Below are 25,808 nucleotides of genomic sequence, written 5' to 3'. Positions count from 1 at the left end.
TAAAAATGCCGTCTGAAAACTTTCTGTTTTCAGACGGCATATCTTAATGGCTATTCAATGACTTCAATAGCGCATCTTAGTAGCGCAAATGGCGTTTGGTGTAGCTTGGTTGGCGAGGACGATAGGTGTAACGGTTCGCCGCAGGAGCTTTACTGTCGTCATAGTAGTACGCAACATTATTACCGTTGATGGTCGTATTGTTGACGCTCAAACCGGTTGGAGAGCCGGTAGTAATAACAACATTGTCGCTTTGGATGGTGTTTGCCGTATTGGTTACGTTGGCTTCGTTTTTACCTTTGGCGTTGATGCCGCCGTTTGGTTTGCCTGAAGCGTAGCTGCCGTTGACATTGACGGTCAGGTTTTTTTCGTTAACGCTGCTGATTGCGCCGGAAGTATTGACTTTGTTGCCTTCTACTTCAACGGAGTTGTTGGATACCAGGTTGGTACCGTGCAGGTTGACGTCGCCGTTGTTGGCATTGATTTTAATGTCATTGCCGGCCGCTACATTCGCGCCTGTGGCGGTAGAAGAAGCGTTATCGGTTTTGTTGACGCCGACAGAGCCATTGACGTGAGGAATGGCAACACCGGTTTCAACATTGGACGGGTTTTAGGATTGCGGTGTATCGGGAATGACGGTTCGGGTATTTCCCTGCGCCCGCTCCGCGCCTGTAAACGGTAAGCGCATCAAAAATGCCGTCTGAAGGTTCAGACGGCATCGGAATCGGGGAATCAGAAGCGGTAGCGTACGCCCAATGAGGCTTCGTGGGTTTTGAAGCGGGTGTTTTCCAAGCGTCCCCAATAGTGGTAGCGGTAGCCGGTGTCCAGGGTCAGGTTGGGCGTGATGTCGAAACCGACACCGGCGACAACACCAAGACCTAAGCGGCGGATGCTGTGGCTTTCGTGATAGGAGTTTTGCTCACTTTTCCCAGGCAGTACCGTATCTGCTGCTCCATCACTACCGGCAGTTGTAACAACTTCAGTTGTTTTTTTAGTCGAATCGATGCTGTGTCTGACGTGTCCGTAGCTGACGCGCACGCCGGCATAGGGTTTGAAGCGGGAACCGGTATCGAAATCATAAATGGCAGACAAACCGAGCGAGGAAATAGCGTGGAATGTACCGTTTTCCTGATTTTCCGTCTTCAGGTCTTTCCTGTTAGGCGGAAGGTTATTTATTTCTTTTATTTGAACGGAATTTTTATTGTTGTGCCATTTTCTGTAACGGGCATAATCTGCCACTATCCTCCAGCCTCCGAAATCGTAGCCGACCGACACCCGTGGATGGATGGAATGCGTATGGATATTTTTGTCAAATTTGGTATCAGTTGCTTCCGGATAGTCTCGAGAAATCAGTTCGGAAGCGTAAGTCAAATCTGCCTGTACATACGGGCCGCGGCCATTGTCTTCATTTGCCGCCTGTGCAGCGGAAGAGAAGAGAAGAGAAGAGAAAAGAAGAGAAGGTTTTTGTTGGCTGTATGCATATCAATTCCAAATAGTTAAGATTAAATTATTAAAAACATTGTTAACGAGTGCTGAACATTTTATCAGATTTGTTTGGCTAAAATATGATTTTTTGTTAAAGAATGTATTTATTTTTTAAAGTCTCGGTGCGGCGATTGGATATAGCGGATTAAAATAGGAAATATCCAATGCCAAAGCAATTGGTCGGAAATGACCGGAACTAAGAACCTGTATTCACAAAAATGATAAAATATCTTTATGACTAGAAAATCCTACCCAACAGACTTAACAGATGCCCAATGGCAAGCGATTGAGCCGCATTTTAACCGGCTGCGCCACTACAAATGGGATAAACGTGAATTAGTGAATGCCGTTTTGTACATTACCAAAACAGGTTGCCAATGGCGTATGCTGCCCAATGATTTTCCACCTTATCCAACCGTATGGAGTTTCTATCGCAGAGCCAACCAATCAGGCTTATGGGATAGGATTCTTTTGGCATTGGTTCAAAAAAACGTTTAATCCATCAAAAACAAGCGATGCCGACTTATGCCATTATTGATTCGCAAAGTGTCAAAACAGCTTCCGGCGCACATGATAAAGGTTTTGACGGAGGTAAAAAAATCAAAGGCCGTAAGCGACATATAGCTGTTGATACGTTGGGTAACCTATTGTCTGTTGTGGTTCATGCAGCCAATATTCATGACACAAAAGCAGGTATTTTTGTAGCAAAAAAAGCGTTTGAGACCTATCCGGGTTTAAAAGGTTTCTGTGCAGACGCAGGTTATCGGAATACATTTGAGCGCGAAGTATCGGAGCAATTGGGTTTAACTGTTGAGATTTCAAAGAAAATTCAAGATATTTCTTGGCATATTCTGCCCAAACGCCGGATTGTGGAACGAACGTTTGCATGGTTGGGTTGGTCTCGACGTTTGGCAAAAGATTTTGAGCAGACGAATTTATCTGCCGAAAATTTTGTCAAACTAGGGTATATTTCACAAATATTAAAATTTATCAAATAGTTGTTTGTGAATACAGGTTCTAAGGGAATTTAAATAACAAAAACCTGCCTTTGAAAAGGCAGGTTTTTTTCAGACGGCCTGTGAGCCGTTAAAGATTTTGCAAACGCTCGACAGAAGGTGCGTAGTAGTAAGCACCTGATACGGCTTTAGACAAATATTTCAGCAGTAAGTCGGTTTTGCCGTCTGCATCGCCGAACATATTGAGCAGCTGAACTTCAATATTGTGCAGCGTGTTGCAATAGGAAGTGAACATCAGACCGTGTTCGCCGCTGATTTTGCCGAAGGGCAGGCTGCGGCGGACGATTTTCAGGCCAACGCCGTTTTCTTTGACATTGACGCGGCCGAGATGGGAGTCGGGCAGGCGCACGTCTTTGCTGAATTCGTCATTGGTTTCTTTGCTGCGGCCCACGCTGGCTTCTTGTTCGGCAGTAGGAACGGCATCCCATTTTTTCAAATCGTGCAGATATTTTTGCAGCAAAACATAGCTGCCGCCAACATCCGGCTTGCCTTCTGGAATAATGGCAACATTGCGCACATTGTCATCGCCCTGCGGATTTTCCGTACCATCGACAAAACCATCCAAGCCGCGCTCTTCATACAGGCGCAGACCGTGTTCTTCAGTGGCTACGCGGATGCTGTCGCCGAATGCGCTGAAAACAGATTGGGCTAAGGCGTAGGCTGCTTTTTGCTCGGTGGCTTGAATGTGGATATAGAGGTCGTGTTGAGTGGAGGGGGCGAGGCTGTTGCCCAATTCAGGGAAAGGTCTGATTTCGCTGCCTTCGTCAGTATGGCCGAACGATTGCCATGCGCGACTGCCGAAGGCAATGGTCAAACCCAAAATATCATTCGGAAAACGGGTTTTTAATTTGGCCAGAGCCTCCAAAGCAAGACGGCAGGCAGATTTGATGTCTTCGTTGCGGCCGTCTGAAATGTCTGCTTCGATAAAAATACCGGCTTGTGCGTGATCAGGAATAATGGCAGATTGGGGATGGCTCATGATGATTCCTTTCAAAATATTATGGGTTTTTACGCGAAGGATTATACACTGAAAGTTTCAGACGGCCTAAAATCTGCCTTTTGATTTTTTAGGGCAGAAAGGCATGTTTGGCAAGATGTTTTTTGTGAGCGTCATTCTGTTGCAAGTGTTTACATTCGGGCTTGGGCGTTCGCTGCAATGGCTGTTTGCGCCTTGGATTGGCAAAGTCGGCAGACGTTGGCTGATGGGTATTTCCTATTTCATTACAAACGGCTTGTTGGTCGGCTTGCTGCTGGAGTTGGGACATATGATGTTCCGCGTAGTGGCGTTTTGGATGGTAATCTTGCTGTTTGTGATGTATGCCGCGTTGGCGACATTTATCCTGTATCTTTTGCTGCGCCGTTTTATGGCGCGTCAACCGCTGTCACGAAGCCTGCGGCTGTTTGCGCCTTTGTTTGTGGCCGGTTTGCTCGGTTTTGGAATGTATAACGCCTATACGCCCGTTGTCCGCCATCAAACCGTCTTCATCAATAAGGAAATGGATAAGCCGCTGCGTATCGGCGTGGCCAGTGATTTGCACTTGGGGATTTTGTTCGGCGCGCGTCAATTGGACAAGCTGACGGATATTGTGAAGCAGGAACAAGTCGATATGGTGTTGCTGCCGGGCGATTTGATGGACGATACCGTCGATGCGTACTTGAAAGAAAACATGAAACCGCATTTGCAGAAGCTGACTGCGCCGATGGGCGTTTATGCCACTTTGGGCAATCATGACTGGTTCCGCGATCAGAAGCGTATCAAGCATGAATTGGAAGCGGCAGGTCTGACGGTTTTGGCCAATCAGGTTTTGGAAGTGAATGGTGTGTTGCTGGTAGGGCGGAGCGATGATTTGGATCGCAAGCGCCCCAGTGCGGAGCAGCTTTTGGAAGGTCAAAATACCCAATTACCGGTTTTATTGATGGATCACCGTCCTACTTCAATCGAAGCCCATGCCCGGCTGCCGATTGATGTGCAGGTCTCCGGCCATGTCCACAACGGTCAAGTTGCACCCGCTAACCTTATCGTCCGTACGCTTTATCGTCTTGCTTACGGTTATGAGGCGATCGGCAACGGCCATTTCTTCACCACTTCGGGTTACGGCTTCTGGGGCATTCCCCTGCGTTTGGGTTCGCAATCAGAAGTGTGGGTTATCGACATCAAGTCAAGGCATTGAAATAGAAATATAAACTTCAGGCCGTCTGAATTTCAGACGGCCTTTTGTGTGCTGTTAATGAAAAATACTTAGGTTTTTGGCCAATTTATTGGGCAAAGCGGATCAGGCTGTCGGCAAGCTTATCGGCTGCAGTTTTATAACCTTGTGCAGAGAAGTGAACGCCGTCTTTGGCTGCCAAGCCTTGAGCCATCCAGTTTTTCATGCTGCATGCCCCGCCCATCGCATCCTGCCAAGACCAGAACATGATTTTTTCGTCATGGGCAACACGTTGCTGCATTTGTTGTACTTCGCTGAGTAAGACCGGACGGTTGCCGCAGCTGCCGTAGGCGGTTTTCAAAGATTCCGGAGCGCCGAGGATTAGGATGCCTGCGTTGGGCAGGGTATTTTTGATTTGACGGATGTAATTGCGCCATGTCTGCTCGGTAGAGGAAATATTGAGGTTGCCGGAAAAGGCTTCATTGGTACCGTAGGCAAGGATGATTAAATCGGCTTTGGTTTGTGCCAAATCTTCCCACATGCCCGGCCGCCATTTTGACCATTGGGACAACTGCGCGCCGTTGATGCCCATGGCGGAAACGGTTACGCCGTGTCCGGGGCGTTCGATATTAATGAAACCGATTTGCCAAGGCATGCTGCTGCTGAGGGTCATCGGTAGGGAGGCATTGGTATGCAGCAGTTGCCAACCATTTTGTGTGGCAGGGATTTCACGGCCGTTGACAGTCAGGGTTTGCTCGGACCAAATGGGCTTGCCGAAGATGGAGATTTGTTGCATATCCATGCTGCCGTCGGCTGCGCTTAAGGTAACGCTGCCGCCATCGGCGCGTGCTTCAATCCCGCCGAAAGAAAAATCGCTGTGTGATTTGCGGCTGCTGATGGTGTTCCAACCGCTGCCGTTGTAACGGACGGTTGCCATGCGCTGGCCTTTGACAGTGTTGGGATAAACCCAACCGATGCCACCGTTGCCCCATTGTTGTTGCAAACGGCGACGCAGGCGGTCGGTGAAATAGTCGCCGGCGGTGTGGGAGTCGCCGACTTGGATAATGCGGAATTTGCCGTCTGAAGTATTGTTGAGCTGTTGCAGTTTGTTCAGCCAAGCAGGGCGGTTGGAGCCGTAGTTGCTTAATAGGCTGTCATTGGTTGCGCAGGCGGTAATAGGGAGTGCGAGAAGCGTGAAGAGTAAGGTTTTATTAAATTTCATGGTTGTGTATCGTGTGTAAAATTAATTTTTTCCATAATTTTTCCGGCCAATAGTTTTTGGCCTTCTGCGGAAAAGTGAATGCCGTCCTTGCTGCGGTAACGGATGATTTTTCCATCTACTTTGACAGAGTCGGCATATTCTTCTGCGCCATTGCTCAACAGTTTGTCGGTCGGCAGCCAAATGGCTTGAGGCGACACCGTACCCGACAGGATTTTGTCGAGGTAGCGCATTTGTTCATTGAGCTTGGCTTTTTTCATGTAAGGAATGCCCAGCCAAATGACTTGGACATCATGTGCGGAGGATGCATCAAGGATACGGCGAACGCGGTTGAGGTATTCTGCCTCCCATTCGGGGGAGGCGAATTTCAGGTATTTTTTACCCATCGGGAAATCCCAAGGGTCGTTAGGGCCTAAGAATACAACCAAAACGCGGATGTCGGGTTCTTTTTGCAAAGTTTGTTCGATGGTTTTCGGCCAGTCGAAGAAATTGGGGTAGGACAAACCGGTACTTTGTTTACTAAGGTTGACCGATTGTACGCCATATTCTTGCTTGAGGTGTTTTTGTACGAAAGGTGCAACGCCCTGCATCAGCGAGTCGCCGGCAAAGAAAACTTTATTGCCTTTTTTCAACACGACCTGTGTGGTTGAAGGATTAGCCTGATTGCCTGGCTCGCTGGCGGAGGTATCCGTATGGTTAGCCGCATCGGAAGCAGCAGAGTCTTTTTGCTTGTCCGATACTTCAATGTTTTCCGTATTTTCAGATGGCCTTGCTGTTTCAATGCCAGAGTCTTCCGAAGCCAAAGCGTCTTCCGTTTCAAGAGAGGCTTTCAGGCCGTCTGAAAATTCGTAGGCTTTTTGTTGCCAATCCGCACCGATACGCCACCAAGCGTATTCGGATAAAGGCTCAAGCGGACTGTTTTCATGATAGGTCTGCTGCCAATAGGCATTGATGGAGTTTTGGGCAAACCACGTCAGCGCAACCGCACTGAGCAGAATCGAAACAAACAGGGAGATAAAGCGTTTCATGTTCTGCTCCTTAGAAGTTGGCGTAAATAAAGCCGGGAATGCCGGACGGGGCGAAGACGATAATCAGGGCGAGGATAAGCGTGATGGGGATAAACCACAGCCATGCAGGCAGTTTGTCCAAGCCTTTTACCGATGCTTTAAATAAGCGAAGCAAATACGGGTATAGCAAAAGCATCATCGCAAATGCACCCGGCAACATGAGGTCGGTTGGCAGAGGCGCGTTCCAACCTTTGTCATTGGCAAATAATGCGCTGAACAGCATTTCCGTATCGGCAAGCGTTGCGCTGTTGAACACGACAAAAGCGAAACAAACGAAATGGAAGGTAAACAGCCAGGCTAGCGGTTTGCCGATTTTCAGACGGCCTAAGGCATTACGGCCGACGATTTTATCGCCACAGTTAAGGAATACCAAAGCCGCACCGTGCAGCGCGCCCCAAATCAAAAAGCTCCAGCCGTAGCCATGCCAAATGCCGGAAAGCAACATGGCAATCATCAGATTGAGCTGGGTGCGTCCGAAGCCTTTTTTACTGCCGCCCAAAGGAATATAGATATAGTCGCGAATCCAAGTGGACAGGCTGATGTGCCATCTGTCCCAGAAGTCGCGGATGTTGATGGCGCGAAGCGGCGCGGCAAAGTTTTTCGGCAGCTGGAAGCCGAGCAGCATGGCCAAGCCGATGACCAAATCCGAGTAGCCGGAAAAGTCGAAAAAGAGTTGGAAGGTGTAGCCATAAATCGCAGACAACACGCCCCAGCCGTCGAACTGGGCCGGATTTTCAAAAACAGGCGATACCCAGCCTTCTGCCAATACGCCGGCAAGCCACCATTTTTTGGCAATACCCAACACAATCAGGCCGACTGCCAAAGCCGGATAAATCAGTTGGCGTGCTTGTTTGGTGCGGATTTGCGCCAATGCGCCCGCTTGTTCGCCGTCTATGCTTTTAAAAGCGGCCGCACGGATAATCGGGCCGGATGTGATGGTGGGGAAGAAGCTCAGATGCAGTAGGAGTTCGTGCCATTCAAAACGGTCTCCTTTGGGCTCGCGGTAGCAATACACCAAGTAAGCCAGCGATTGGAAAGTGTAATAAGACAAGCCCAAGGGCAAAAGGATGTCGATGACGGCGCTTTGTCCCGTATATTGCTGAATAATCGGGCGGAAAAAGTCGAAATATTTGAAGAAACACAAAACAGTCAATGCTACTGAAATACCGCAACCCAGCCAAAATTTGCGGATATTCTCGTTTTCAGAAAACATCAGCACGCTGACCAGGTAAACTACAGACGAGTAAACCAAAATCAGCGCGGCAAAGATAGGGTCGATACGGTAAAGCCAGCCCAGTCCGGCAACCAAAAGTAAAACGTTTTGAACTTGCGGCAAACGTGCAAATACCCAGTACAGCGGCAAAAATGCGATAAAGAATACCGCAAACTCAATAGACAGCAACGGCATGACAATTCCTTGATGTGTTTAAACTTTCAAACTTTTCGATTGATTGTTATTTTTTGGCGTTAAGTTTGGCACGAATGATTTCGACTACCGCGGGTAAAAGCGAAATCACGATGATTGCCGCCATGACTAAGCCCAAATTGTTTTTGACGACGGGGATATTGGCGAAGAAGTAGCCTGCATAGGAAAACAACAATACCCACAACACTGCGCCGATAATGTTGTAACGGATAAATGTCCCATAGTGCATATCGCCCATGCCTGCGACAAATGGCGCAAACGTCCGCACAATCGGTACAAAGCGCGCAATGATGATGGTTTTGCCGCCGTGTTTTTCATAGAACGCATGGGTTTTTTCCAAATACGAACGGCGGAAAATTTTAGAATCCGGATTGGCAAACAGTTTTTGTCCAAAATACTTGCCAATCATGAAGTTGGCCGCATCACCTAAAATGGCGGCCGCCAAGAGCAGCAATACCATGACGTGGATGTTCATGCCGCCGATGGCCGCAATACCGCCGGCAGCAAACAGCAGCGAGTCGCCAGGCAAAAATGGCGTTACGACCAAACCGGTTTCGCAGAAAATCACAACAAACAAAATCGCGTAAATCCACGGGCCGTATTGGGCGGAGAGGTGGACAAGGTGTTGGTCGATATGGAGGATGAAATCAATAAGGGTAGAAATCACTAGGGTTCCCCAAATAAAAAGGCCGTCTGAAAAAGAACAGACCAATGTTTCGGCGAGAAGTTCGACATTGTAAAACCAAAGCGGAATAAAACCAATGCAGTAAGCGCGTCAAGATATGTTTAGAAGTGCAGATATGTTGCAGGTATAGGCTTCAGACGGCCTTTATCCTTGATGGTGAACGGCAAAACAACGTAAAATAAAGCCGATTTCAACCTAACCGGTACGCCTTTGTGAACCAGCTCATCTTCGATTTTGCCAGCCATGATTATCCCGGCTTCGACAAATTTCTGGGAACAGAAAATGCCGAGCTGGTGTATGTGTTGCAGCACAAACATGGGCAATTTATCTATGTTTGGGGCGAAGAGGGCGCAGGCAAAAGCCATCTCTTGCAGGCATGGGTCGCCCAGGCGCTCGATGCCGGACGAAATGCCCTCTATATTGATGCTGCCGCCACGCCACTGACAGAAGCCGCGCTGGATGCGGAATATCTCGCCATTGACCAAATCGAAAAGCTTAATAATGAAGAACAGGCTTTACTGTTTGCCATCTTTAACCGCTTCCGCAACAGCGGCAAAGGCTTTTTGCTTTTGAGTTCCGAATATACGCCGCAGCAGCTCGTTATCCGCGAAGACCTGCGCACACGCATGGCGTATTGTTTGGTTTACGAAGTCAAACCGCTGACCGACCGGGAAAAAATTGATGCGCTCGTCAGCATGGCGGCCGCCCGTCAGGTAACCATCGATCCGGAAATTTTCGAATACCTGCTGAACCATTGGCGGCGCGATATGGACAGCCTGATGCAAATGCTCGATACCCTCGACAACTACGCCGTTATGATGGGCAAACGCATTACTTTGCCGCTTTTGCGCCAGCTTTTAAAACAACAGGAAACCCAATGAAAAACCTTGCCATTTTCGACCTCGACAATACCTTGATCAATACCGATTCGGATCACTCCTGGCCGCAATACCTGATTAAAAAAGGCATAGTCGATGCGGCTGAAACCGAGGCGCAAAATGAAAAGTTCTACCAAGACTATCAAAACGGTTGTCTTGATATTGATGCCTTCCTTAAGTTTCATCTCGCGCCTTTGGCCCGTTTCAGCAAGGAAGAATTGGCTGAGTTTCATCGCGAGTTTATGGCCGAATATATTGTTCCGCATATTTCCCCGATGCAGCGTATGTTGGTGCAAAGCCATCAAATGGCAGGCGACGAAATGTTGGTTATTTCTTCGACCAACGAATTCATCATTACCCCTATCTGTCATCTTTTCGGTATTCACAACATTATCGGCACACAGCTTGAAGCCGGCGAAGACGGCCGATATACCGGCAACTATGTCGGTACGCCCAGCCTGAAAGAAGGCAAAATTACCCGATTGAACCAATGGCTTGCCGAGCGCGGCGAGACCTTTGAAAGCTACGGTAAGGTTTATTTTTACAGCGACTCCAAAAATGATTTACCGCTGCTGCGTATCGTGGACGAACCTGTCGCCGTCAATCCGGATGCCGAGCTGGAAAAAGAAGCCAAAGCAAAAGGTTGGCCGATTTTGAATTTCAAATAACGATCAATCAGGCCGTCTGAAATATTTAACCTAACCACAACCCTAATAAGGACTAAAACATGAAAACGACTAAACTCCTCGCCTCAGCCCTGTTGTTTGCCGCTATATTCGGTACCGCATAAGCAGCCGATACCGAAACTCTGGAAGCCATGAAAGCGCAAAACGGCAGCGTTAAAACCGTTTTGATGAATGTCTTCACAACTCTTGCCGGTAATGTTGACCGCGTGAATATCATTCAATCCAGCGGCAATCCTGAAATGGACGAACGCGCAGTGAAAAGCGTTTCCAAATATCCTTATCCGAAGCGCAAAACTGCATCTAAATACCAACACACCGTTACTTTTGAAACCAATGTTGAAGTAATCAACAACTGATTTGGGCGTAAGGCCGTCTGAAAAACAGAAGGCGTTTTGATTGGGAAATTCCCTGTCAAAACGCCGTTTTATTCTTTAAACAAGTATAACCAAAATTGCCGTAAAACCACACGCTCCGGTGCTATACTGAAACAAATAAACCGCTTCATCACACATCATGTCTCCCCGTCCAGTTACCATTACTTCCTACAATATGCACAAAGGCATGTCTGCGCTTAACCGTAAAGTGCAGGTCAACCGCATGGCTGACGCGTTGGGTGCATTGGGTTCGGACGTTTTGTTTTTACAAGAAGTTCAAGGACAACATCTCAACAGAAGCCGCCGTAGTGACTTCCCCGATGCGCCGCATTACGACATCATCGGCGACAGCCTCGATTATCATCGCAGCTACGGTAAAAATGCCATCTATCCTAAACGCCACCACGGCAACGCCATTCTCAGCCGCCTGCCGCTGAAAACGGAAAACAACCTCAATATCAGCGTCAATAAACTCGAACAACGCGGCCTGTTGCATTGCGAAGTCGTGCCAGAAGGTTGGGAAGATCCGCTGGTGTGTTTGTGCGTCCACCTCAACCTGCGTGAGCCGGACCGCCTCAAACAATACCGCGCCATCAGCGACTACGTTGGCCGATACATTCGTCCGGAAAGCCCATTGATTATCGCAGGCGATTTCAATGACTGGCGGCAGAAATCAGCGCGTGAGCTGGGTAGGGCATTAGATTTGAACGAAGTATTTGTCGATAATACAGGCAAACGCCCCAAAACCTTCCCTTCGCGCCTGCCCATCCTCAGCCTCGACCGCATTTATACGCGCAATCTTGATGTCATCGATTCTGAAATCCACAACAGTAAAGACTGGCAGCATTTGTCAGATCATCTGCCATTGAGTGTAACGGTTAGGCCTCATCGTAAAATGAATATGAAATCAGATAGAAAAATGTAAGGCTGAAATCTTTTTAAAGCACTATTGGCAATGTATCGAAAGAAAAAGTTTTTCACTCAGATATTGGAGACAAAAACAGGCCGTCTGAAAAGTTTCAGGCGGCCTGTTTAAGTTTATAAAAAAGCGCAAACCTTTTTATATCAAAAGTTTGCGCTTCAAATCTGGTGGAGGCGGGGGGAATCGAACCCCCGTCCGAAAGTCCTCTACAGAGCGTTCTACATACTTAGTTGTGTCTATTTAGAATCTCGTCCCCATCATGCCGACCAACAGGCCTTCAGAGAACCAGTTACCTTAAATCTCGTTTCCTGCCAAGTAACCCGACAGAAAACCAGTCAATGTAGAATGACGTTGCGGTAGCTTGCGCTACACAGCCCATTGACCAACTGCTGCAACGGCAGGCCTTAAGCGGCCAGTGCGTAAGTTTCGTCGTTTGCGACTATTTAAATTCAGTGTTTAACGGGAAATCTGAGACCCCGGTATGCCCGCATCTGCTTTGCAACCCCCGTCGAAACCAAGATCGCCCCCAGATAGGAAAAGTCGATTATACGCATGTCAGCGTGCTTTGCCAAGTTGCCGATTGATGGAAAAGGCCGTCTGAACAGCAGTTTGCTTTTCAGACGGCCTGTTTGGCTTAGGTTTATTGATGGTAGTTTTGTAAGAAGCGTTTGAGTTTGTCCATGGCTTCTTCGATTTGATGAACGGGCGGCAGGGTAACGATACGGAAGTGGTCGGGGCGTATCCAGTTGAAGCCTGTTCCTTGGACGAACAAGACTTTTTCACGCACGAGCAAGTCGTAGACGAATTTCATGTCGTCATGAATGCTGTACATTTCGGTATCGATTTTGGGGAACATATACATCGCACCCATTGGTTTGACGCAGGAAATACCGGGGATTTGGTTGATCAGTTCCCATGCTTTATTGCGTTGTTCCAACAGGCGGCCGCCGGGCAGGATAAATTCGTTGATGCTTTGATAGCCGCCCAAGGCCGTCTGAATGGCGTGTTGCATCGGTGTATTGGCACACAGACGCATGGAAGAGAGCATATCGAGGCCTTCGATATAGCCCTTGGCATGATGTTTCGGGCCGTTGAGTACCATCCAGCCTTGGCGGAAACCGGCCACGCGGTAGGCTTTGGAGAGGCCGTTAAACGTAATAGTCAGCAAGTCGGGGGCGAGGGCGGCAATGTGATGGTGTACGGCGCCGTCGTAAAGAATTTTGTCGTAAATTTCGTCGGCAAAAATAATCAGGCCGTGTTTACGCGCCAGTTCGGCGATTTCCAGCAGGATTTCTTTGCTGTAGACCGCGCCGGTAGGGTTGTTGGGGTTGATGACGACGATGGCTTTGGTTTTTGGTGTAATTTTGGCTTCTATATCGGCCAGATTCGGGAACCAGTCGTTTTCTTCGTCGCATAAATAATGACGCACATTGCCGCCGGCCAGTGTTGCAGCAGCGGTCCACAGTGGATAGTCAGGCGCAGGAATCAGGATTTCATCGCCGTCGTTAAGTAATGCCTGCATGGACATGGTAATCAGCTCGGACACGCCGTTGCCGATGTAAACGTCGTTGACGGTAACGTCGAGCAGTCCTTTGGTTTGATAGTAATGAACGATGGCTTTGCGTGCGGAGTAAAGGCCTTTGGAGTCGCAATAGCCCTGCGCGGTCGGCAGGTTGCGGATCACGTCCACCAAAATTTCATCAGGCGCTTCAAAGCCGAACGGGGCAGGGTTGCCGATATTGAGCTTGAGGATTTTGTTGCCTTCTTCTTCCAGTTGCAGGGCTTTTTTATGAACCGGGCCGCGGATGTCGTAGCAAACGTGGTCCAGTTTTGATGATTTGGGGAATTTCTCCATGATGTGTATTCCGTAAAATTGTAGACAATGGGATAAATGTACTCTTTTTGCGGGTAAATTAAAAGGGTTTCAGACGGCCCAAGTTTACTTATTGCGCGCTTCCGCACGGCGAACTGTCACGCTTTTGCCGCCTATGCCCCAGTTGTCCATATCGATTTCGTCAATGACGACGACGGTTGTCTCAGGGTTTTTGTTGAGAACGCGCGAGAGTAATTCGGTAACGCCGCGGATTAATTCGGCTTTTTGCTCTGCACTCGGGGCTTCGCTGCCGCCGGTTACTTTGATGTTGACATAAGGCATGGCTTTTTCCTTTTAAAATAGCGTTCACATGTTATCTTATTTTTATCAGGCCGTCTGAAATTTGATTGCAGGATTTTTCATTGCTCATGACTGCTTTTACAAGGAATTAAGTTTTTTGGAATAGATTGTTTTTAAAATGCGGTTTTATTTTGGATGGATATCGTCATGAACCGTTTTCTTCAGACTTTGATTGTGGCCGCACCGATGGTGATTGCCGCGCCTTATGTGGTGGCGGAAACGCATCCGGCGCAAAAGCAGATGCAGCAGAACATTGATGCCGTGTTGAAAATTGCACGCAATACGTCTTTGACAGAAGCGCAACGTGTGAAACAGATTGAGCAGTATGCCAACCGTTATTTGGACTATGAACGGATTTCGGCTTTGGCTGTCGGCGCGCCATGGCGTGAATTTTCTGCCAAACAGAAAACCGATTTTATCCGTGTATTCAAAGATATGGTGATTGCGATGTACTCGCATTCTGCACTGATTGGTGCGGCGGATGCGAATGTGCGCCTGTTGCCGAAGATGACGGCAAACGGCAATAAGTTTGACGTTTTCTCAGAAATTCAGACCAAAAAAGGCACCAAGTATGAAGTGGCCTACCAGCTTTACCAAAGCGGCGGTGCGTATAAGATTTACAACATCCGTGTGGACGGTACCAGCTTGGTAACGGTATACCGAAATCAATTTAGCGAGCTGATTAAGAGCAAAGGCATTGACGATACGATTGCGACTGTCGCAGCCAAGGGCTTGAAGAAACAATAAGGCAGATTGATAAAAAGGCCGTCTGAATATTCAGACGGCCTTTTTGTGTTGCGGGCTGATTAAGCACGTTTGCGGAATTCGCCGGTACGGGTATCGATTTCGACTTTGTCGCCGTTTTCGATGTAAGACATCACTTGGATTTCAGTGCCGCCGACCAGACGTGCGGTTTTCATCACTTTACCGGAGGTATCGCCTTTAACGGCAGGCTCGGTGTATTCAACTTCGCGAACGATGATGGTAGGCAGTTCTACGGAGATAGGGTTGCCTTCGTAGAAGGTTACTTCGCATTGGTCTTCCATACCGTCAACGATGAATTTCAACGCGTCGCCGATGTTGTCGGCTTCGATTTCGTATTGGTTGAATTCTTCGTCCATGAAGACGTACATTGGGTCGGCAAAGTAGCTGTAAGTACAGTTTTTGCGGGACAGGATGACGACGTCGAATTTGTCGTCGGCTTTGTAAATGGTTTCGGAAGCGGCACCGGTCAGCAGGTTTTTCAGTTTCATGCTGACTTTGGCGGAAGAGCGGCCTCCTTTGATGTATTCGGTTTTTTGAACGACCATAGGATCGTTGCCGACCATGAATACGTTGCCGGCGCGCAGTTCTTGTGCTGTTTTCATTGTGGTTTTCCAATCAAATCGGTTGTAATAAAACGCGCTATTTTAGCGTATTTTTTTGTGCTTTGAAATAAAGGCGGCAAGTTTTTCGACGGCACTTTTTTGGGTAAAAAGTCCGTTCCGCCATTTTGCCGCGCTTTGCAGCCATTCGTTTTGGTGTGCCGTCAGGGTTCGCCATGCCTGCAGGCGTTGGCTGTCGCTGAGTGCTTCACCGTTGTTGAGTTCGTCGGAAAGGCGGCGGTGTGCCGTGGCGACAACATCCGGATAAACCTGATGCGCTTTGTCCCAAAACGCATGCAACTTGTCGAGATGGATATTTTCTTCTTGCGGGTAGATGTGCCAAAAGAAAGGCTTTCCGGCAAGCTGAGCGCGAACAAAGCTGTCTTCGCCGCGTATGACGACGCCGTCGGCAAGGTTGAGCAGTTTGTCGAAATCCTGTTGGGGGACAAAAGGGATTTTGATCAAGGTAATGTGTTCGCTCTGATACATATCGCCTTCTTCAAGCAGGGTATTTTGCGGCACTAGGCCGCTGTTTTTCAGGCTGGCGATGATTTGCGTACCCGCAAGCAGCAGGGTAATAGGTTGGCCGGCCTGTTGCCACATAGTCAGCCATTTTGCCCAAATATCGCTTTGATAGCCGAAAAGCAGCCACTCGGATGCATTTTTTGCGGGAAGTTTGAGTTGTCGGCGTAAGGCTTCCGTATCAAATCCGGCAGATTCGGCGTAATCGCGTTCGCGCAGCAGGCCGCCGCTTTTTTCGCTGAAACCCATAAACCAAAAGTATTTCTGTATGCCGCCAGCTTGAGGCGAGGGCATTAAGTGCAGCCTCTCGTTGCTGTCTTCCGCGCTGAGGTATTCACAGTTGAGCCAAAGCGGTCGGTGTTGGCGGATGATGGATTGAACGTTGTCGGGCAGTTCGCAGGCGAAGGTTTCGATGATGATGTCGGGAGTAGGGGCTGTATCGGTATCTTCGGCATGCTCGGCTTGCCAGGCGTGAATGCCGATGCCTTGATGGATATTGGGAATCGAGGCTAAATCAGGGCAGAGTGCCTGAAGGGATGGGAAATCGTCTGTCCATAAATGCACTTGCCAGTCGAGTTCGCGTTGCAAAATACGCGCCAGCCGCCATGAAACGCCGATGTCGCCGAAGTTGTCGATGACGTTGCAAAAAATCCAGCAGGTATAAGGTAGGTTGGTGTTCATGGAAAAATATGCCCAAGGCCGTCTGAAAACATCAGAATGCGCCGAAATAGTGGAACAAATAAACAATCAGCAAAACAATCGGGATAAACATCCAAATGCTTTGCCGTTTCAATTCAGGCTCTTGTTTGAGGTGGTGTTTGATGACGTCAAAGAGGACGAATTTGAATAGGAACGTGGCTTCGCAGGCAAGGATGATGCCGTTGATGAGGTGTTGCGTTTTGTCTTCGGGCGGGTTGAGGGCAAACCACAAAAGAGTGGCGAGCGGAATCAGGCAGACGACGAGCCAGCGCAGAAGGATGGGTTTGGACATGGTGTGTGTGCAAGAAATAAAAAGGGCATTATACCTTGTCGTCTTTCAGACAAGTGTAAATCAGGCTATCATTCGTTTTATTTGAAGCGAACATTTATCCCTATGCAAACCCAAGCCATCATCCGCCATATTGTTCAATGGCTCAAAGATTACGCTGAGCAGGCGCGTGCCAAAGGTTTTGTCGTCGGCGTATCCGGCGGCATCGATTCTGCCGTGGTTTCCACCCTTGTCGCGCAAACCGGTTTGTCGGTTTTGTTGTTGGAAATGCCGATTCGTCAGAAATCCGACCAAGTCAACCGCGCGCAAGAACACATGGGCCGTCTGAAACAGCGTTATCCCAATGTAAAAGCGCAAAGTGTCGATTTGACCCAAACTTTTGATACTTTTGCCGATACCGTTGATGTCAGCGAAACCGAATTTCCCAACAAACAGCTGGCACTTGCCAATGCACGCAGCCGCCTGCGCATGACGACGCTTTATTATTACGGCCAGCTGCATGGTTTGCTGGTGGTGGGGACAGGTAACAAAATTGAAGATTTCGGCGTCGGTTTTTTCACCAAATACGGCGACGGCGGCGTGGACATCAGCCCGATTGCCGATTTGACCAAGACTCAAGTGTACGCGTTGGCAGCCGAGCTGGACGTATCGGAAGACATTCAAAAAGCCGTACCGACGGACGGACTTTGGGATACCGAGCGTACCGATGAAGAGCAAATGGGCGCATCTTATCCCGAACTCGAATGGGCGATGAGCGTGTACGACAGCCACAAGCCTGAAGATTTTGAAGGCAGACAGCGCGAAGTTTTGGCAATCTATACCCGATTGCACAAAGCCATGCAGCACAAAGTCAATCCGATTCCGGTTTGCAAGATTCCGGAAGAGCTGTTTTAAATTTGGACATCAAAAGGCCGTCTGAAAACGCTGGATTAAGGTTTTCAGACGGCCTTTTATATTTTATAGTGGATTAAATTTAAACCAGTACGGCGTTGCCTCGCCTTGCCGTACTATCTGTACTGTCTGCGGCTTCGTCGCCTTGTCCTGATTTAAATTTAATCCACTATATTTCAATAAGAATTGGGAATATGCTTGAAAAACAGCATCATCAGATACCAAAACAGCGTAGCGGCCGCCGCGCCCAGTAATACCCACGCGCTGATTTTGGCGATTTCCCGAATGGTGCGCTTTTGTTTGCGGCTGAACAAACGGTTTACAATCAATGCTGCTATGGCGCAAAAGAAAAAAAATCGCAAAAGCCTGCCTATCATTTCACATTCTCCCAAAAATATTGCCTTTAATCAGGGCAGGCCGTCTGAAGCCTCATGCACAAAATAAAAATGAAACGTTATAATACCCCTTTTGCCGCTTCACTTGGAAATTACAAATGACAACAAATGCCTCAGTGGGCATTGTAACGCCCCAGAAAATCCCGTTTGACACACCGCTTGCTCTGGAAAACGGCAAAACTTTACCCCGTTTCGACCTGATGATTGAAACCTACGGCACACTCAATGCCGACAAAAGCAATGCCGTCCTGATATGCCACGCCCTGTCAGGCAATCATCACGTTGCCGGCAAGCACAGTGCGGAGGACAAATACGCCGGCTGGTGGGACAATATGGTCGGACCCGGCAAACCCATCGATACCGAACGCTTTTTTGTTGTCGGTTTGAACAACTTGGGCGGCTGCGACGGCAGTACCGGCCCTTTGTCTGAAAATCCTGAAACCGGCCACGAATACGGCGCGGATTTTCCGGTTGTAACCGTCAAAGACTGGGTGAAGTCCCAATCCATGCTTGCCGATTATCTCGGCATTCAAAAATGGGCGGCCATTGTCGGCGGCAGCTTGGGCGGTATGCAGGCATTGCAATGGACGATTTCTTTGCCTGAACGCGTTGCCCATGCGCTCGTTATCGCTTCTGCGCCTAAACTTTCCACTCAAAACATCGCGTTTAACGATGTTGCCCGTCAGGCCATTTTGACCGATCCCGATTTCCATGAAGGCAATTACCGCAGCCATCGTACCGTTCCTTCACGCGGTTTGCGTATTGCGCGCATGATGGGGCACATCACCTATCTTGCCGAAGACGGCTTGGGTAAAAAATTTGGTCGCGATTTGAAATCAGACGGCTATCAATACGGCTACGGCGTTGAATTTGAAGTGGAATCTTATCTGCGTTATCAAGGCGATAAGTTTGTCGGCCGTTTCGATGCCAACACTTATCTGCTGATGACCAAGGCACTTGACTACTTCGACCCGGCCTCCGATTACGGCCACAACCTCACGCGCTCCGTGGAGAATGTGCAGGCCAAGTTTTTTGTTGCCAGCTTCAGCACCGACTGGCGCTTCTCGCCGCAACGTTCGCATGAATTGGTCAAGGCATTAATCGCCGCGCAAAAATCCGTGCAATACATTGAAGTCAAATCCAATCACGGCCACGATGCCTTCTTGATGGAAGACGAAGCCTATATCCGCGCGGTTGCCGCTTACATGAACAACGTTTACAAGGACTGCCAAAAATGAATCTGCGCGACGATTTGCAACTCATTTACGATTGGATACCCGAAGGCAGCCGCGTACTCGATTTAGGCTGCGGCGACGGCGAACTGTTGGCCGCGTTGGTGGAACATAAAAATTGCACCGGCTACGGCGTTGAAATCGATACTGACAGCGTGATTGCCGCCATATCCCGCGGCGTGAACGTCATTCAAGCCGATTTGGAAGAAGGTTTGGTGGCTTTTGGCGATCAAAGTTTTGATGTGATTGTCTTGAGCCAAACCATTCAGGCGATGCAGAACACGGAAAAAATCCTGCGCTGCCTGATGCGCGTGGCCAAGCAGGCCATCGTCAGCTTCCCTAATTTCGGCTACTGGCGCAACCGCTTTCAAATCGCCGTTGGCGGCCATATGCCTGTTTCCGAGCGCATGCCGTATCATTGGTACGATACGCCCAATATCCATTGGTGTACCCTTAAAGACTTCGATTTGCTGTGTGCCAAAAACAAAATCCGCGTGCTTGAGCGTGCGGTTATGACGGGCAATAAACAGATTAAACATCTGCCGAATTTATTAGGCAGTCTGGCGTTTTATCGCGTAGGTTGATTGCGGTCATAGAGAAAGGCCGTCTGAACAGGTAATCACGAAAGCATGGCTTTTGCGGATAGCTGTTCAGACGGCCTTTTATTGTTAAAGCCGGTTTAAGCCTGTTTCAATTTTTCCAACAAGGCCAAACTGCCGGCATCGACCAGACGGTAGGTTTCGTCAAAGTCGCCTGTGTACCAAGGATCGGGAACGTGGTTGTAACCTGAATCAGGGATAAGGTCGGTCAGTTTGAAGATTTTTCCGGGGTGGAAACCGAGCTGCTTTTCGGTTTCTCTGAGGTTGTTGTCGTCCATCACGATGATGTAGTCGAAATGTTCGGCATCGCCGGGTTTGATTTTGCTGCTGGTAAAGCCTGACGGGTCGATGCCGTGTTGCTTGAGTGTGCGGCGCGTGCCTTCGTGCATGTCTTCCCCGTCGTGCCAACCTGATGTGCCTGCGCTGGCTGTAATGACGGCATTGCCCATGCCTGCTTCGCGGGCGCGGTGGCGCAGGACGTATTCGGCCATGGGGGAGCGGCAGATGTTGCCGAGGCAGACGAAAAGGATTTTGTGGGTTTTCATATGCGTGAAAATGAGCGGTAAGGTTTGAAAATCAATGCAACACGCTAAACCGTTTTCAGACGGCCTTGGCGTGTTGCATTTTCAATTTAGTTTACATTGCTGAAGAAAGGATTGTGGCCTTCCAGTTTCAACGCTTGGGCATAAGTAGGGATGTTCTCGTTTTCGCCCAGTGGGTTGTGCAGCAGGTAGAGGTGCTCGATTCGGCATTCTGCCATCAGGTTGAGGAAGTTTTGCTGAACGATGGCGATATTGTCGGTTGAGGCCAGCTCCCAAGTGAAGGTCTGCGGAACGATTTCAAACGCGCTGTCTGTCGCGTTGAAGCTGAACTGGAGCTTGCCGTCCGCTTTTGCTGCGGCAACAACGCCGACACGCGGGCTTTGCATACGGATGGCGCGGATGGCGTTGGTGGCAAAAACGTCCATGGCCATGCGTTGGCGGGTGTGGCTGCCGTCGGTAAGCGCGTCAAGCGGCGTATTGGGTGAGAGCGGGTTGGTAAAGAGTGTGACGCCGTCAAGGGCGAGATGCTCTTGCCAAACCTGCATCAATGGCAGGCCTGCCTGTTGCAGGTTAAGGCCCAAGGCCGTCTGAATGTCTTTGTTGCCGTAGCCCAGCGCGTAAACAACATGGACGGATTGACCTTCGGGCAGCGTCAATGGTTTGTATTCGAATTTTTGCAGGAATGCGCCTGCCGCTTCATCGTTTTGCTTGGCTTGGAACCACTCGCCCGGGGTAACGCTGCTCAAGTCGGTAGATTGGACGAGGTAGGGTAGCCATTGCGTGTTTTGCGTGAGGGTGCGCAGGTTCGGGTAGTTTTGCAGGCAGGCGAAGAGGGCTTCAGTAGGCAGCGTGAGCGGCAGGGTTTGTTCTTTTTTGCAACCGGCGACCAAAACGACAGGCAGGGCAAACCATTGGGCTTCGTTATCGTTTTCTGCCTTCAGGACTTCGCCCACGCTTTGAATCAGGCTGGTGTAAGTGCCGACATCAGGGGCCATGGTCATCGCCAATGAAAGGTTGATGTAATGGTTTTGGCTGAGCATGGTACGGATTTCGGTTTGCAGTTGGCCGGCCGAAAGCTTGCGTGATGCGGAGGAGGAGTTGTGCGCCAGCTGATAGGCATTGAGTAGAAGGTAGTTTTTGATAGGGCTCTGCGGATAAGGGCGGGTATCTGGAAGAACAAAGGTTTTCATGACGGTTTGAAGTGTTGTGTTGTAAGTGTGGCGATTATAGCAATTTAGTCAGTCGGTGTGCTTGTTGATAAATTAAATTCAAATGGCGATAGGGGATACGCTTCATTTTCACAAGGTTTAAGTATCGGCATTTTCTAAGTTGAGGAGGGTAAATACCCGATGTGTTATAATCCATGACCAAACATAATTCAGAAAGGAACAAAATCATGCGCTTGCTTCATACTATGTTGCGTGTCGGCAATCTCGAACGCTCTTTGGATTTCTATCAAAACGTATTGAACATGCAACTGCTGCGCCGCCGCGATTACCCTGAAGGCCGTTTTACTTTGGCTTTTGTCGGTTATGGCGATGAAGCGGACCATACTGTTTTGGAACTGACCCACAACTGGGATACCGAGTCTTACAACTTGGGCGATGCTTACGGCCATATCGCGATTGAAGTCGATGATGCTTATGCGGCGTGCGAGCGTGTCAAAGAAATGGGCGGCAAAGTGGTACGCGAAGCCGGCCCGATGAAACACGGCACGACTGTGATTGCGTTTGTCGAAGATCCGGACGGCTACAAAATTGAATTTATTCAAAAGAAAAGCGGTAGCGATTCGGTACAATATTCATCTTAAGACATAAGATAATGGAAAAGGCCGTCTGAACATTCAGACGGCCTTTTTTGATTAGCCCAACTGTTTTTGCTTTTCGCTCAATAGGGCGTGTACGTGAAGCGCAGTAGCGTAGCGGTCTTCTCCCGCTTCAATCGGATCAAGGAAATGCAGCTCGACCGTGCTGGAAGGCTGGCTGATGACCATGCAGATAGATTGCCAGAGGCTGATGTCACCGTAGTAGGCAGTATGCGGATTGGGGCTGCTTCCGTCCGGATTCGGATAGCGGCAGAGTGCCGGAATAATCGGTACGCCTGCATCATAGGCCGTCTGAAAAAAGCTGGGTTTGAACGGCAGGATTTCACGGCCTTCGGTACTGGTGCCTTCGGGGAAAATGGTGACGGTATCGCCGTTTTTCAGTGCTTCGGTCACGCCTGCAATTTTGGCGGAATTGCCTTTGATGCCGCGGTTGCGCGAGACGTAAACCGTTTGCGCCTGTGTGGCGAGATAACCGACCACCGGCCATTTGGCTACATCGTCTTTAGCTACAAAGCGGCCGGGAAAGGCGCCGTTGACAGCCATAATATCCAACCATGAAATATGGTTGCTGATAAGCATCTGGCCGCGGCCTTCTTGCGGCGGCGTGCCGAAAGTTTGCAGTTTCATGCCGCAGGAAGCGAGCACGCGCAGCGACCATAGTTGGATCGCGCGCAGTTTGCGCTTGCTGCTGTAAAAGGGAAACAGAAAAAACATTTCGGCCATGCCGTACAAAAGGCAGCCGGCAATACAGAGAAGACGGAAGATAAAACGGATTTTGGCGGTCATTGTGTGTGTTTTTATAAAGATTAGGCAGGCCGTCTGAAGTTTCAGACGGCCTTTTATTATGAATCGGTTTTAGGGGCAAAACGCTGCAAGTAGCGGTCGGAAAGGTGGCTGATGTCCATCATGATCAGCACATCCGCGCAGTTGAATGCCTCATCGACGCAAGGCTCGCCGCAAAACCACGCGCCTGCTTTGAGATAGCCTTTGATCAGTGCGGGTACAGGTGGATTTTCAGACGGCGTGATGCTGTCCCATTTAAGCGGGTTGAGCGGTTTGACGCGCCATTGTTCCGGAGCGAGGTATTTGTCTTTCAAAGCATGATACAGACCCGCCGCATCGTTGCCGCCGTCGCGCATTTCGATACTGCCGCAACCAATCATAAAGCGCAGGTTTTCGTCTTTCATGAATTTGACCAAGCCGGTCCACAACAGCATGACCAAGCCGCCATTGCGGTAGTCCGGGTGGGTGCAGGCGCGGCCGAGTTCTACGGTTTGAGGCAGAATGTCTTTCAAAGGCTCAAGGTCGAATTCATGCTCGCTGTACCAGCCGCCGACTTTTTTTGCGGTTTCTTCTGTAATCAGGCGGTAGCAGCCGATAACTTCGCCGGTTGCATCATCAAACGCGAGTAGATGGTGGCAATGTTCATCATAAGGATCGGCATCGCGGCCGTCATCGCTTTCGATTTCCGCCCCCAATTCTTGGGCAAAAACCTGATAGCGCAATCTTTGGGCGGCTTCGATTTCAGCTTGGGTTTCTGCAAGGCGTACGCTCAGGCCGATTTTGGGGCCCGTTTGATTGAAACGGCTGGGGGACATGATGTTTCCTGTTTGAAGAAAATGGCTGATTATAGCGGATATACGGACAGATTTATATTGATTTGCTTTGCGGTAGGGCAAATTATGTCGGGTTGTTGGAAAAAGGCTTCGGGCCGTCTGAATTTGGCATGCGAAGCGGTACAAGCGTAAAATCAACGTTTTTGCCGCTTTTTTATTATGGAAACCTCTTTCCTGCTTGCCGGAAAAATTACCGAGCTGACGCTGATTGTTTTGATGGGCGTGGCCTTGGTGAAGGCCGGGCTGTTGAAATCGGAAAACAGCTACACGCTCTCGGTCATTGCGCTTTACCTGATCAGCCCGTCCGTCATGATTCACGCTTTTCAGATGGACAATACGCCGCAGATTATCGAAGGGTTGAAGCTTTCCGTCATGCTGGCGGTGTTTTTCCATGTGGTGTTGATTGTTTTGGGCAGGTTGTTTAAACACTTGTTCAAACTTGATGCGCTCGAACACGCGGCGACGGTGTACAGTAATTCGGGCAATCTGATTATCCCTTTGGTGATGTCGGTATTTGGTGCGGAATGGGTGATTTATACCAGCGGTTTTATCATGGTGCAGACGTTTTTGTTTTGGACGCATCTGCGCCTGTTGATTTGCGGCCGTGGCAATGTGGCTTGGAAAACCATTTTTACCAATATCAACATCTTATCCATGCTGGTCGGGCTGCTGATGTTTACCTTTCAAATCAAGCTGCCGCATATTGTCGATAATACTTTGGCGACGGTGGGCGGCATGATTGGCCCGGTTGCCATGTTGGTGGCGGGCATGCTTTTGGCTTCTTTGCCGCTGCGCTCGATTATGTGGACGCCGAGGCTGTATCTCGTTGCTTTTTTAAGGCTGATTTTGATTCCAATATTATTGCTTTTTGCCGTCAAAGTCTGCGGTTTTGTCCATCATGATGCGCATGAGGATACGGTTGTTTTAATCAGCTTTTTGGCAACGACTTCGCCTGCCGCCGCGACGGTTACCCAAATGGCGGTTGTTTACGGTAAAAATGCCCAAAAAGCCAGCGCGATTTATGGGCTGACAACCTTGCTTTGTGTGGTAACCATGCCGGTAATGATTGCGTTATATCGTTGGATTATTTAAGAAAAGGGCAGGCCGTCTGAAATGTTGGCAGTATGTTTCAGACGGCCTGTTTGTTATTTTAAATTTGAAAATAACTTTTATTATCAATTAATTAAACAATTAAAAACTATACAAAGCGGATTGCTGCGTGTATCCTTACGCCTAACATTCATTCAATATAAATCTTTAAAGGACCACAGCCATGACCGACTTTACCCTTTGGGAAACCGCGCCTTTCAATTCTACGATTGACCATATCCTGCAACGTTATCACAACGTTCACCGCGCCCAGTTTGAAGAGTTGGTACCGCTGGCGCAAAAAGTGGCGCAGGTTCATGCCGACACTTTCCCTGCTGAAGTGGCCGATTTGTTGGCCTATATGCAAAACGAGCTGTTGATGCACATGATGAAAGAGGAGCGCATGTTGTTCCCAATGATTAATCAGGGCGTGGGTCGTGGTGCGGCAATGCCTATTAGTGTGATGATGCACGAGCATGAAGAACACGACCAAGCCATCGCGCGTCTGGAAGAATTGACCAATAATTTTGAGCTGCCCGAAGGCGCTTGCGGCAGCTGGACCCGTTTGTATACTTTGGCCAAAGAGATGGTGGACGATTTGAAAGACCATATCCACTTGGAAAATGAGATTTTCTTCCCCCGCGTTTTGGCTTCTTAAAATTTGAGGTTA

Annotated in this window: 30 protein-coding genes, 1 other RNA gene and 3 pseudogenes; 14 read left to right on the top strand and 20 right to left on the bottom strand. The window is 49.0% G+C overall.

Annotated elements, in window-relative coordinates; all coding sequences use genetic code 11:
• Positions 1-76: 76 nt before the first annotated feature.
• From FAH67_RS12250 to FAH67_RS05260, 3 genes and pseudogenes are all read right to left on the bottom strand, one after another.
• Complete coding sequence (locus FAH67_RS12250) at positions 77-211, bottom strand: hypothetical protein (protein WP_279632950.1); 135 nt, start codon at positions 209-211, stop codon at positions 77-79.
• A gap of 21 nt (positions 212-232) precedes the next feature.
• Positions 233-577: pseudogene (locus FAH67_RS12390) on the bottom strand (hemagglutinin repeat-containing protein); the annotation flags it as partial.
• Between the two features lie 152 nt (positions 578-729).
• Positions 730-1,455, bottom strand: a pseudogene (locus tag FAH67_RS05260) (opacity family porin); the annotation flags it as partial.
• A gap of 261 nt (positions 1,456-1,716) precedes the next feature.
• On the opposite strand from FAH67_RS05260, the gene FAH67_RS11785 reads away from it, so the two are divergent.
• Both FAH67_RS11785 and FAH67_RS11780 read left to right on the top strand, forming a co-directional pair.
• Positions 1,717-1,980, top strand: coding sequence for a transposase (locus tag FAH67_RS11785; RefSeq protein ID WP_081462562.1), 264 nt, complete (start codon positions 1,717-1,719; stop codon positions 1,978-1,980).
• A 17-nt stretch (positions 1,981-1,997) separates the two neighbouring features.
• Entirely contained in the window at positions 1,998-2,480 is a 483-nt protein-coding gene (locus FAH67_RS11780) for a transposase (protein ID WP_112890803.1), read from the top strand.
• An 88-nt stretch (positions 2,481-2,568) separates the two neighbouring features.
• Here the strand turns inward: FAH67_RS11780 and FAH67_RS05245 are convergent, their stop codons facing one another.
• Positions 2,569-3,477, bottom strand: coding sequence for a Dyp-type peroxidase (locus FAH67_RS05245; RefSeq protein ID WP_003682417.1), 909 nt, complete (start codon positions 3,475-3,477; stop codon positions 2,569-2,571).
• Between the two features lie 103 nt (positions 3,478-3,580).
• Here FAH67_RS05245 and FAH67_RS05240 point away from each other — a divergent pair, with 103 nt between their 5' ends.
• A complete protein-coding gene (locus FAH67_RS05240) occupies positions 3,581-4,669 on the top strand; it encodes a metallophosphoesterase (RefSeq protein WP_003682419.1) in 1,089 nt (362 codons plus the stop codon).
• 85 nt (positions 4,670-4,754) lie between these two features.
• On the opposite strand, the gene FAH67_RS05235 is transcribed toward FAH67_RS05240, so the two are convergent.
• Genes FAH67_RS05235 through FAH67_RS05220 form a run of 4 tightly spaced genes read right to left on the bottom strand, consistent with a single transcriptional unit; the run spans position 4,755 to position 9,024 of the window.
• A complete protein-coding gene (locus FAH67_RS05235) occupies positions 4,755-5,867 on the bottom strand; it encodes an SGNH/GDSL hydrolase family protein (protein ID WP_003682421.1) in 1,113 nt (370 codons plus the stop codon).
• Entirely contained in the window at positions 5,864-6,892 is a 1,029-nt protein-coding gene (gene patB, locus FAH67_RS05230) for a peptidoglycan O-acetyltransferase PatB (RefSeq protein WP_003682423.1), read from the bottom strand. Before patB ends, FAH67_RS05235 begins: the two co-directional genes overlap by 4 nt.
• Before the next feature lie 10 nt (positions 6,893-6,902).
• The gene (locus FAH67_RS05225) at positions 6,903-8,339 is read right to left on the bottom strand and encodes an MBOAT family O-acyltransferase (RefSeq protein ID WP_003682424.1); all 1,437 of its coding nucleotides are present in this window, start codon (positions 8,337-8,339) and stop codon (positions 6,903-6,905) included.
• Positions 8,340-8,385: 46 nt separating this feature from the next.
• The gene (locus tag FAH67_RS05220) at positions 8,386-9,024 is read right to left on the bottom strand and encodes a DedA family protein (protein WP_003682426.1); all 639 of its coding nucleotides are present in this window, start codon (positions 9,022-9,024) and stop codon (positions 8,386-8,388) included.
• A 230-nt stretch (positions 9,025-9,254) separates the two neighbouring features.
• Here FAH67_RS05220 and hda point away from each other — a divergent pair, with 230 nt between their 5' ends.
• From hda to FAH67_RS05200, 4 genes are all read left to right on the top strand, one after another.
• Positions 9,255-9,923: a DnaA regulatory inactivator Hda gene (hda, locus tag FAH67_RS05215; RefSeq protein WP_003682428.1), complete on the top strand. Its 669-nt coding sequence runs from the start codon at positions 9,255-9,257 to the stop codon at positions 9,921-9,923.
• Positions 9,920-10,588 carry a histidinol-phosphatase gene (locus FAH67_RS05210; RefSeq protein ID WP_003682433.1) on the top strand — a complete coding sequence of 223 codons (669 nt, stop codon included), beginning with the start codon at positions 9,920-9,922 and terminating at the stop codon, positions 10,586-10,588. Before hda ends, FAH67_RS05210 begins: the two co-directional genes overlap by 4 nt.
• 149 nt (positions 10,589-10,737) lie before the next feature.
• Positions 10,738-10,962, top strand: a complete 225-nt coding sequence (locus tag FAH67_RS05205) for an energy transducer TonB (RefSeq protein WP_003682435.1) — start codon at positions 10,738-10,740, stop codon at positions 10,960-10,962.
• Between the two features lie 157 nt (positions 10,963-11,119).
• Positions 11,120-11,905, top strand: a complete 786-nt coding sequence (locus tag FAH67_RS05200) for an endonuclease/exonuclease/phosphatase family protein (RefSeq protein ID WP_003682437.1) — start codon at positions 11,120-11,122, stop codon at positions 11,903-11,905.
• 162 nt (positions 11,906-12,067) lie between these two features.
• Here the strand turns inward: FAH67_RS05200 and ssrA are convergent.
• The 3 genes from ssrA to FAH67_RS05185 all read right to left on the bottom strand — a co-directional run bounded on the left by ssrA (position 12,068) and on the right by FAH67_RS05185 (position 14,057).
• Positions 12,068-12,430: a transfer-messenger RNA gene (ssrA, locus tag FAH67_RS05195) on the bottom strand.
• 112 nt (positions 12,431-12,542) lie between these two features.
• Entirely contained in the window at positions 12,543-13,757 is a 1,215-nt protein-coding gene (locus FAH67_RS05190; protein WP_003682439.1) for a pyridoxal phosphate-dependent aminotransferase, read from the bottom strand.
• Between the two features lie 84 nt (positions 13,758-13,841).
• The gene (locus FAH67_RS05185; protein WP_003682441.1) at positions 13,842-14,057 is read right to left on the bottom strand and encodes a tautomerase family protein; all 216 of its coding nucleotides are present in this window, start codon (positions 14,055-14,057) and stop codon (positions 13,842-13,844) included.
• 165 nt (positions 14,058-14,222) lie between these two features.
• On the opposite strand from FAH67_RS05185, the gene FAH67_RS05180 reads away from it, so the two are divergent.
• The gene (locus FAH67_RS05180; protein WP_039864396.1) at positions 14,223-14,822 is read left to right on the top strand and encodes an MlaC/ttg2D family ABC transporter substrate-binding protein; all 600 of its coding nucleotides are present in this window, start codon (positions 14,223-14,225) and stop codon (positions 14,820-14,822) included.
• A 59-nt stretch (positions 14,823-14,881) separates the two neighbouring features.
• Here the strand turns inward: FAH67_RS05180 and efp are convergent, their stop codons facing one another.
• Genes efp through FAH67_RS05165 form a run of 3 tightly spaced genes read right to left on the bottom strand, consistent with a single transcriptional unit; the run spans position 14,882 to position 16,952 of the window.
• Entirely contained in the window at positions 14,882-15,442 is a 561-nt protein-coding gene (gene efp, locus FAH67_RS05175) for an elongation factor P (RefSeq protein WP_002219406.1), read from the bottom strand.
• A 42-nt stretch (positions 15,443-15,484) separates the two neighbouring features.
• A complete protein-coding gene (earP, locus tag FAH67_RS05170; RefSeq protein ID WP_003682444.1) occupies positions 15,485-16,642 on the bottom strand; it encodes an elongation factor P maturation arginine rhamnosyltransferase EarP in 1,158 nt (385 codons plus the stop codon).
• 31 nt (positions 16,643-16,673) lie between these two features.
• On the bottom strand, positions 16,674-16,952 hold the full coding sequence (locus FAH67_RS05165; RefSeq protein ID WP_003682447.1) for a hypothetical protein: 279 nt from the start codon (positions 16,950-16,952) through the stop codon (positions 16,674-16,676).
• A gap of 102 nt (positions 16,953-17,054) precedes the next feature.
• On the opposite strand from FAH67_RS05165, the gene nadE reads away from it, so the two are divergent.
• Complete coding sequence (gene nadE / locus FAH67_RS05160) at positions 17,055-17,843, top strand: NAD(+) synthase (RefSeq protein ID WP_003682448.1); 789 nt, start codon at positions 17,055-17,057, stop codon at positions 17,841-17,843.
• 66 nt (positions 17,844-17,909) lie between these two features.
• Here the strand turns inward: nadE and FAH67_RS11775 are convergent.
• Together FAH67_RS11775 and FAH67_RS05150 are read right to left on the bottom strand one after the other, a co-directional pair.
• A pseudogene (locus tag FAH67_RS11775) lies at positions 17,910-18,017 on the bottom strand (IS5/IS1182 family transposase); the annotation flags it as partial.
• Positions 18,017-18,217 (bottom strand): protein MIGRI, encoded by a 201-nt coding sequence (locus tag FAH67_RS05150; RefSeq protein ID WP_003682450.1) that lies wholly within the window; start codon positions 18,215-18,217, stop codon positions 18,017-18,019. The gene FAH67_RS05150 and the pseudogene FAH67_RS11775, both read right to left, overlap by 1 nt.
• Positions 18,218-18,333: 116 nt before the next feature.
• On the opposite strand from FAH67_RS05150, the gene metX reads away from it, so the two are divergent.
• Both metX and metW read left to right on the top strand, forming a co-directional pair.
• Positions 18,334-19,473: a homoserine O-succinyltransferase MetX gene (gene metX, locus FAH67_RS05145; protein ID WP_003682451.1), complete on the top strand. Its 1,140-nt coding sequence runs from the start codon at positions 18,334-18,336 to the stop codon at positions 19,471-19,473.
• Entirely contained in the window at positions 19,470-20,051 is a 582-nt protein-coding gene (gene metW, locus FAH67_RS05140; protein WP_003682452.1) for a methionine biosynthesis protein MetW, read from the top strand. The genes metX and metW overlap by 4 nt, the downstream gene beginning before the upstream one ends.
• 95 nt (positions 20,052-20,146) lie before the next feature.
• Here metW and FAH67_RS05135 read toward each other — a convergent pair whose 3' ends face one another.
• Positions 20,147-20,611 (bottom strand): low molecular weight protein-tyrosine-phosphatase, encoded by a 465-nt coding sequence (locus FAH67_RS05135; protein ID WP_003682453.1) that lies wholly within the window; start codon positions 20,609-20,611, stop codon positions 20,147-20,149.
• Between the two features lie 86 nt (positions 20,612-20,697).
• Positions 20,698-21,798, bottom strand: coding sequence for a hypothetical protein (locus FAH67_RS05130; RefSeq protein WP_003682455.1), 1,101 nt, complete (start codon positions 21,796-21,798; stop codon positions 20,698-20,700).
• 206 nt (positions 21,799-22,004) lie between these two features.
• On the opposite strand from FAH67_RS05130, the gene gloA reads away from it, so the two are divergent.
• Positions 22,005-22,418, top strand: a complete 414-nt coding sequence (gloA, locus tag FAH67_RS05125) for a lactoylglutathione lyase (RefSeq protein ID WP_039864394.1) — start codon at positions 22,005-22,007, stop codon at positions 22,416-22,418.
• 51 nt (positions 22,419-22,469) lie between these two features.
• Here the strand turns inward: gloA and FAH67_RS05120 are convergent, their stop codons facing one another.
• Positions 22,470-23,219 (bottom strand): lysophospholipid acyltransferase family protein, encoded by a 750-nt coding sequence (locus tag FAH67_RS05120; protein ID WP_049322297.1) that lies wholly within the window; start codon positions 23,217-23,219, stop codon positions 22,470-22,472.
• Positions 23,220-23,275: 56 nt separating this feature from the next.
• Positions 23,276-24,031 carry a GNAT family N-acetyltransferase gene (locus FAH67_RS05115; RefSeq protein WP_003681047.1) on the bottom strand — a complete coding sequence of 252 codons (756 nt, stop codon included), beginning with the start codon at positions 24,029-24,031 and terminating at the stop codon, positions 23,276-23,278.
• 177 nt (positions 24,032-24,208) lie between these two features.
• Between FAH67_RS05115 and FAH67_RS05110 the strand changes: the two genes are divergently transcribed.
• A complete protein-coding gene (locus FAH67_RS05110; protein WP_003681046.1) occupies positions 24,209-25,141 on the top strand; it encodes an AEC family transporter in 933 nt (310 codons plus the stop codon).
• Between the two features lie 181 nt (positions 25,142-25,322).
• Positions 25,323-25,796, top strand: a complete 474-nt coding sequence (gene dnrN / locus FAH67_RS05105; protein WP_003681045.1) for an iron-sulfur cluster repair protein DnrN — start codon at positions 25,323-25,325, stop codon at positions 25,794-25,796.
• The last annotated feature ends 12 nt before the right edge of the window (positions 25,797-25,808 follow it).

It is taken from the genome of Neisseria flavescens (assembly GCF_005221285.1).
In the GTDB taxonomy this organism is placed as follows: domain Bacteria; phylum Pseudomonadota; class Gammaproteobacteria; order Burkholderiales; family Neisseriaceae; genus Neisseria; species Neisseria flavescens.
The sequence above is the reverse complement of the archived record's forward strand: the minus strand, read 5'-3'. Positions and strand labels throughout refer to the sequence as shown.

What these genes read in the sequence shown, in the direction of transcription:
- dnrN (WP_003681045.1), top strand. Translation starts at nt 25,323, where the DNA reads ATGACCGACTTTACCCTTTGGGAAACCGCGCCTTTCAATTCTACGATT.
- FAH67_RS05240 (WP_003682419.1), top strand. Translation starts at nt 3,581, where the DNA reads ATGTTTGGCAAGATGTTTTTTGTGAGCGTCATTCTGTTGCAAGTGTTT.
- FAH67_RS05135 (WP_003682453.1), bottom strand. Translation starts at nt 20,611, where the DNA reads ATGAAAACCCACAAAATCCTTTTCGTCTGCCTCGGCAACATCTGCCGC.
- FAH67_RS05245 (WP_003682417.1), bottom strand. Translation starts at nt 3,477, where the DNA reads ATGAGCCATCCCCAATCTGCCATTATTCCTGATCACGCACAAGCCGGT.
- FAH67_RS05165 (WP_003682447.1), bottom strand. Translation starts at nt 16,952, where the DNA reads ATGTCCAAACCCATCCTTCTGCGCTGGCTCGTCGTCTGCCTGATTCCG.
- FAH67_RS05200 (WP_003682437.1), top strand. Translation starts at nt 11,120, where the DNA reads ATGTCTCCCCGTCCAGTTACCATTACTTCCTACAATATGCACAAAGGC.
- FAH67_RS05180 (WP_039864396.1), top strand. Translation starts at nt 14,223, where the DNA reads ATGAACCGTTTTCTTCAGACTTTGATTGTGGCCGCACCGATGGTGATT.
- nadE (WP_003682448.1), top strand. Translation starts at nt 17,055, where the DNA reads ATGCAAACCCAAGCCATCATCCGCCATATTGTTCAATGGCTCAAAGAT.
- FAH67_RS11785 (WP_081462562.1), top strand. Translation starts at nt 1,717, where the DNA reads ATGACTAGAAAATCCTACCCAACAGACTTAACAGATGCCCAATGGCAA.
- FAH67_RS05235 (WP_003682421.1), bottom strand. Translation starts at nt 5,867, where the DNA reads ATGAAATTTAATAAAACCTTACTCTTCACGCTTCTCGCACTCCCTATT.
- FAH67_RS05190 (WP_003682439.1), bottom strand. Translation starts at nt 13,757, where the DNA reads ATGGAGAAATTCCCCAAATCATCAAAACTGGACCACGTTTGCTACGAC.
- FAH67_RS05150 (WP_003682450.1), bottom strand. Translation starts at nt 18,217, where the DNA reads ATGATAGGCAGGCTTTTGCGATTTTTTTTCTTTTGCGCCATAGCAGCA.
- gloA (WP_039864394.1), top strand. Translation starts at nt 22,005, where the DNA reads ATGCGCTTGCTTCATACTATGTTGCGTGTCGGCAATCTCGAACGCTCT.
- FAH67_RS05225 (WP_003682424.1), bottom strand. Translation starts at nt 8,339, where the DNA reads ATGCCGTTGCTGTCTATTGAGTTTGCGGTATTCTTTATCGCATTTTTG.
- FAH67_RS05205 (WP_003682435.1), top strand. Translation starts at nt 10,738, where the DNA reads ATGAAAGCGCAAAACGGCAGCGTTAAAACCGTTTTGATGAATGTCTTC.
- patB (WP_003682423.1), bottom strand. Translation starts at nt 6,892, where the DNA reads ATGAAACGCTTTATCTCCCTGTTTGTTTCGATTCTGCTCAGTGCGGTT.
- efp (WP_002219406.1), bottom strand. Translation starts at nt 15,442, where the DNA reads ATGAAAACAGCACAAGAACTGCGCGCCGGCAACGTATTCATGGTCGGC.
- FAH67_RS05115 (WP_003681047.1), bottom strand. Translation starts at nt 24,031, where the DNA reads ATGTCCCCCAGCCGTTTCAATCAAACGGGCCCCAAAATCGGCCTGAGC.
- FAH67_RS05130 (WP_003682455.1), bottom strand. Translation starts at nt 21,798, where the DNA reads ATGAAAACCTTTGTTCTTCCAGATACCCGCCCTTATCCGCAGAGCCCT.
- metW (WP_003682452.1), top strand. Translation starts at nt 19,470, where the DNA reads ATGAATCTGCGCGACGATTTGCAACTCATTTACGATTGGATACCCGAA.
- FAH67_RS11780 (WP_112890803.1), top strand. Translation starts at nt 1,998, where the DNA reads ATGCCGACTTATGCCATTATTGATTCGCAAAGTGTCAAAACAGCTTCC.
- FAH67_RS05120 (WP_049322297.1), bottom strand. Translation starts at nt 23,219, where the DNA reads ATGACCGCCAAAATCCGTTTTATCTTCCGTCTTCTCTGTATTGCCGGC.
- earP (WP_003682444.1), bottom strand. Translation starts at nt 16,642, where the DNA reads ATGAACACCAACCTACCTTATACCTGCTGGATTTTTTGCAACGTCATC.
- FAH67_RS05185 (WP_003682441.1), bottom strand. Translation starts at nt 14,057, where the DNA reads ATGCCTTATGTCAACATCAAAGTAACCGGCGGCAGCGAAGCCCCGAGT.
- FAH67_RS05210 (WP_003682433.1), top strand. Translation starts at nt 9,920, where the DNA reads ATGAAAAACCTTGCCATTTTCGACCTCGACAATACCTTGATCAATACC.
- FAH67_RS05110 (WP_003681046.1), top strand. Translation starts at nt 24,209, where the DNA reads ATGGAAACCTCTTTCCTGCTTGCCGGAAAAATTACCGAGCTGACGCTG.
- metX (WP_003682451.1), top strand. Translation starts at nt 18,334, where the DNA reads ATGACAACAAATGCCTCAGTGGGCATTGTAACGCCCCAGAAAATCCCG.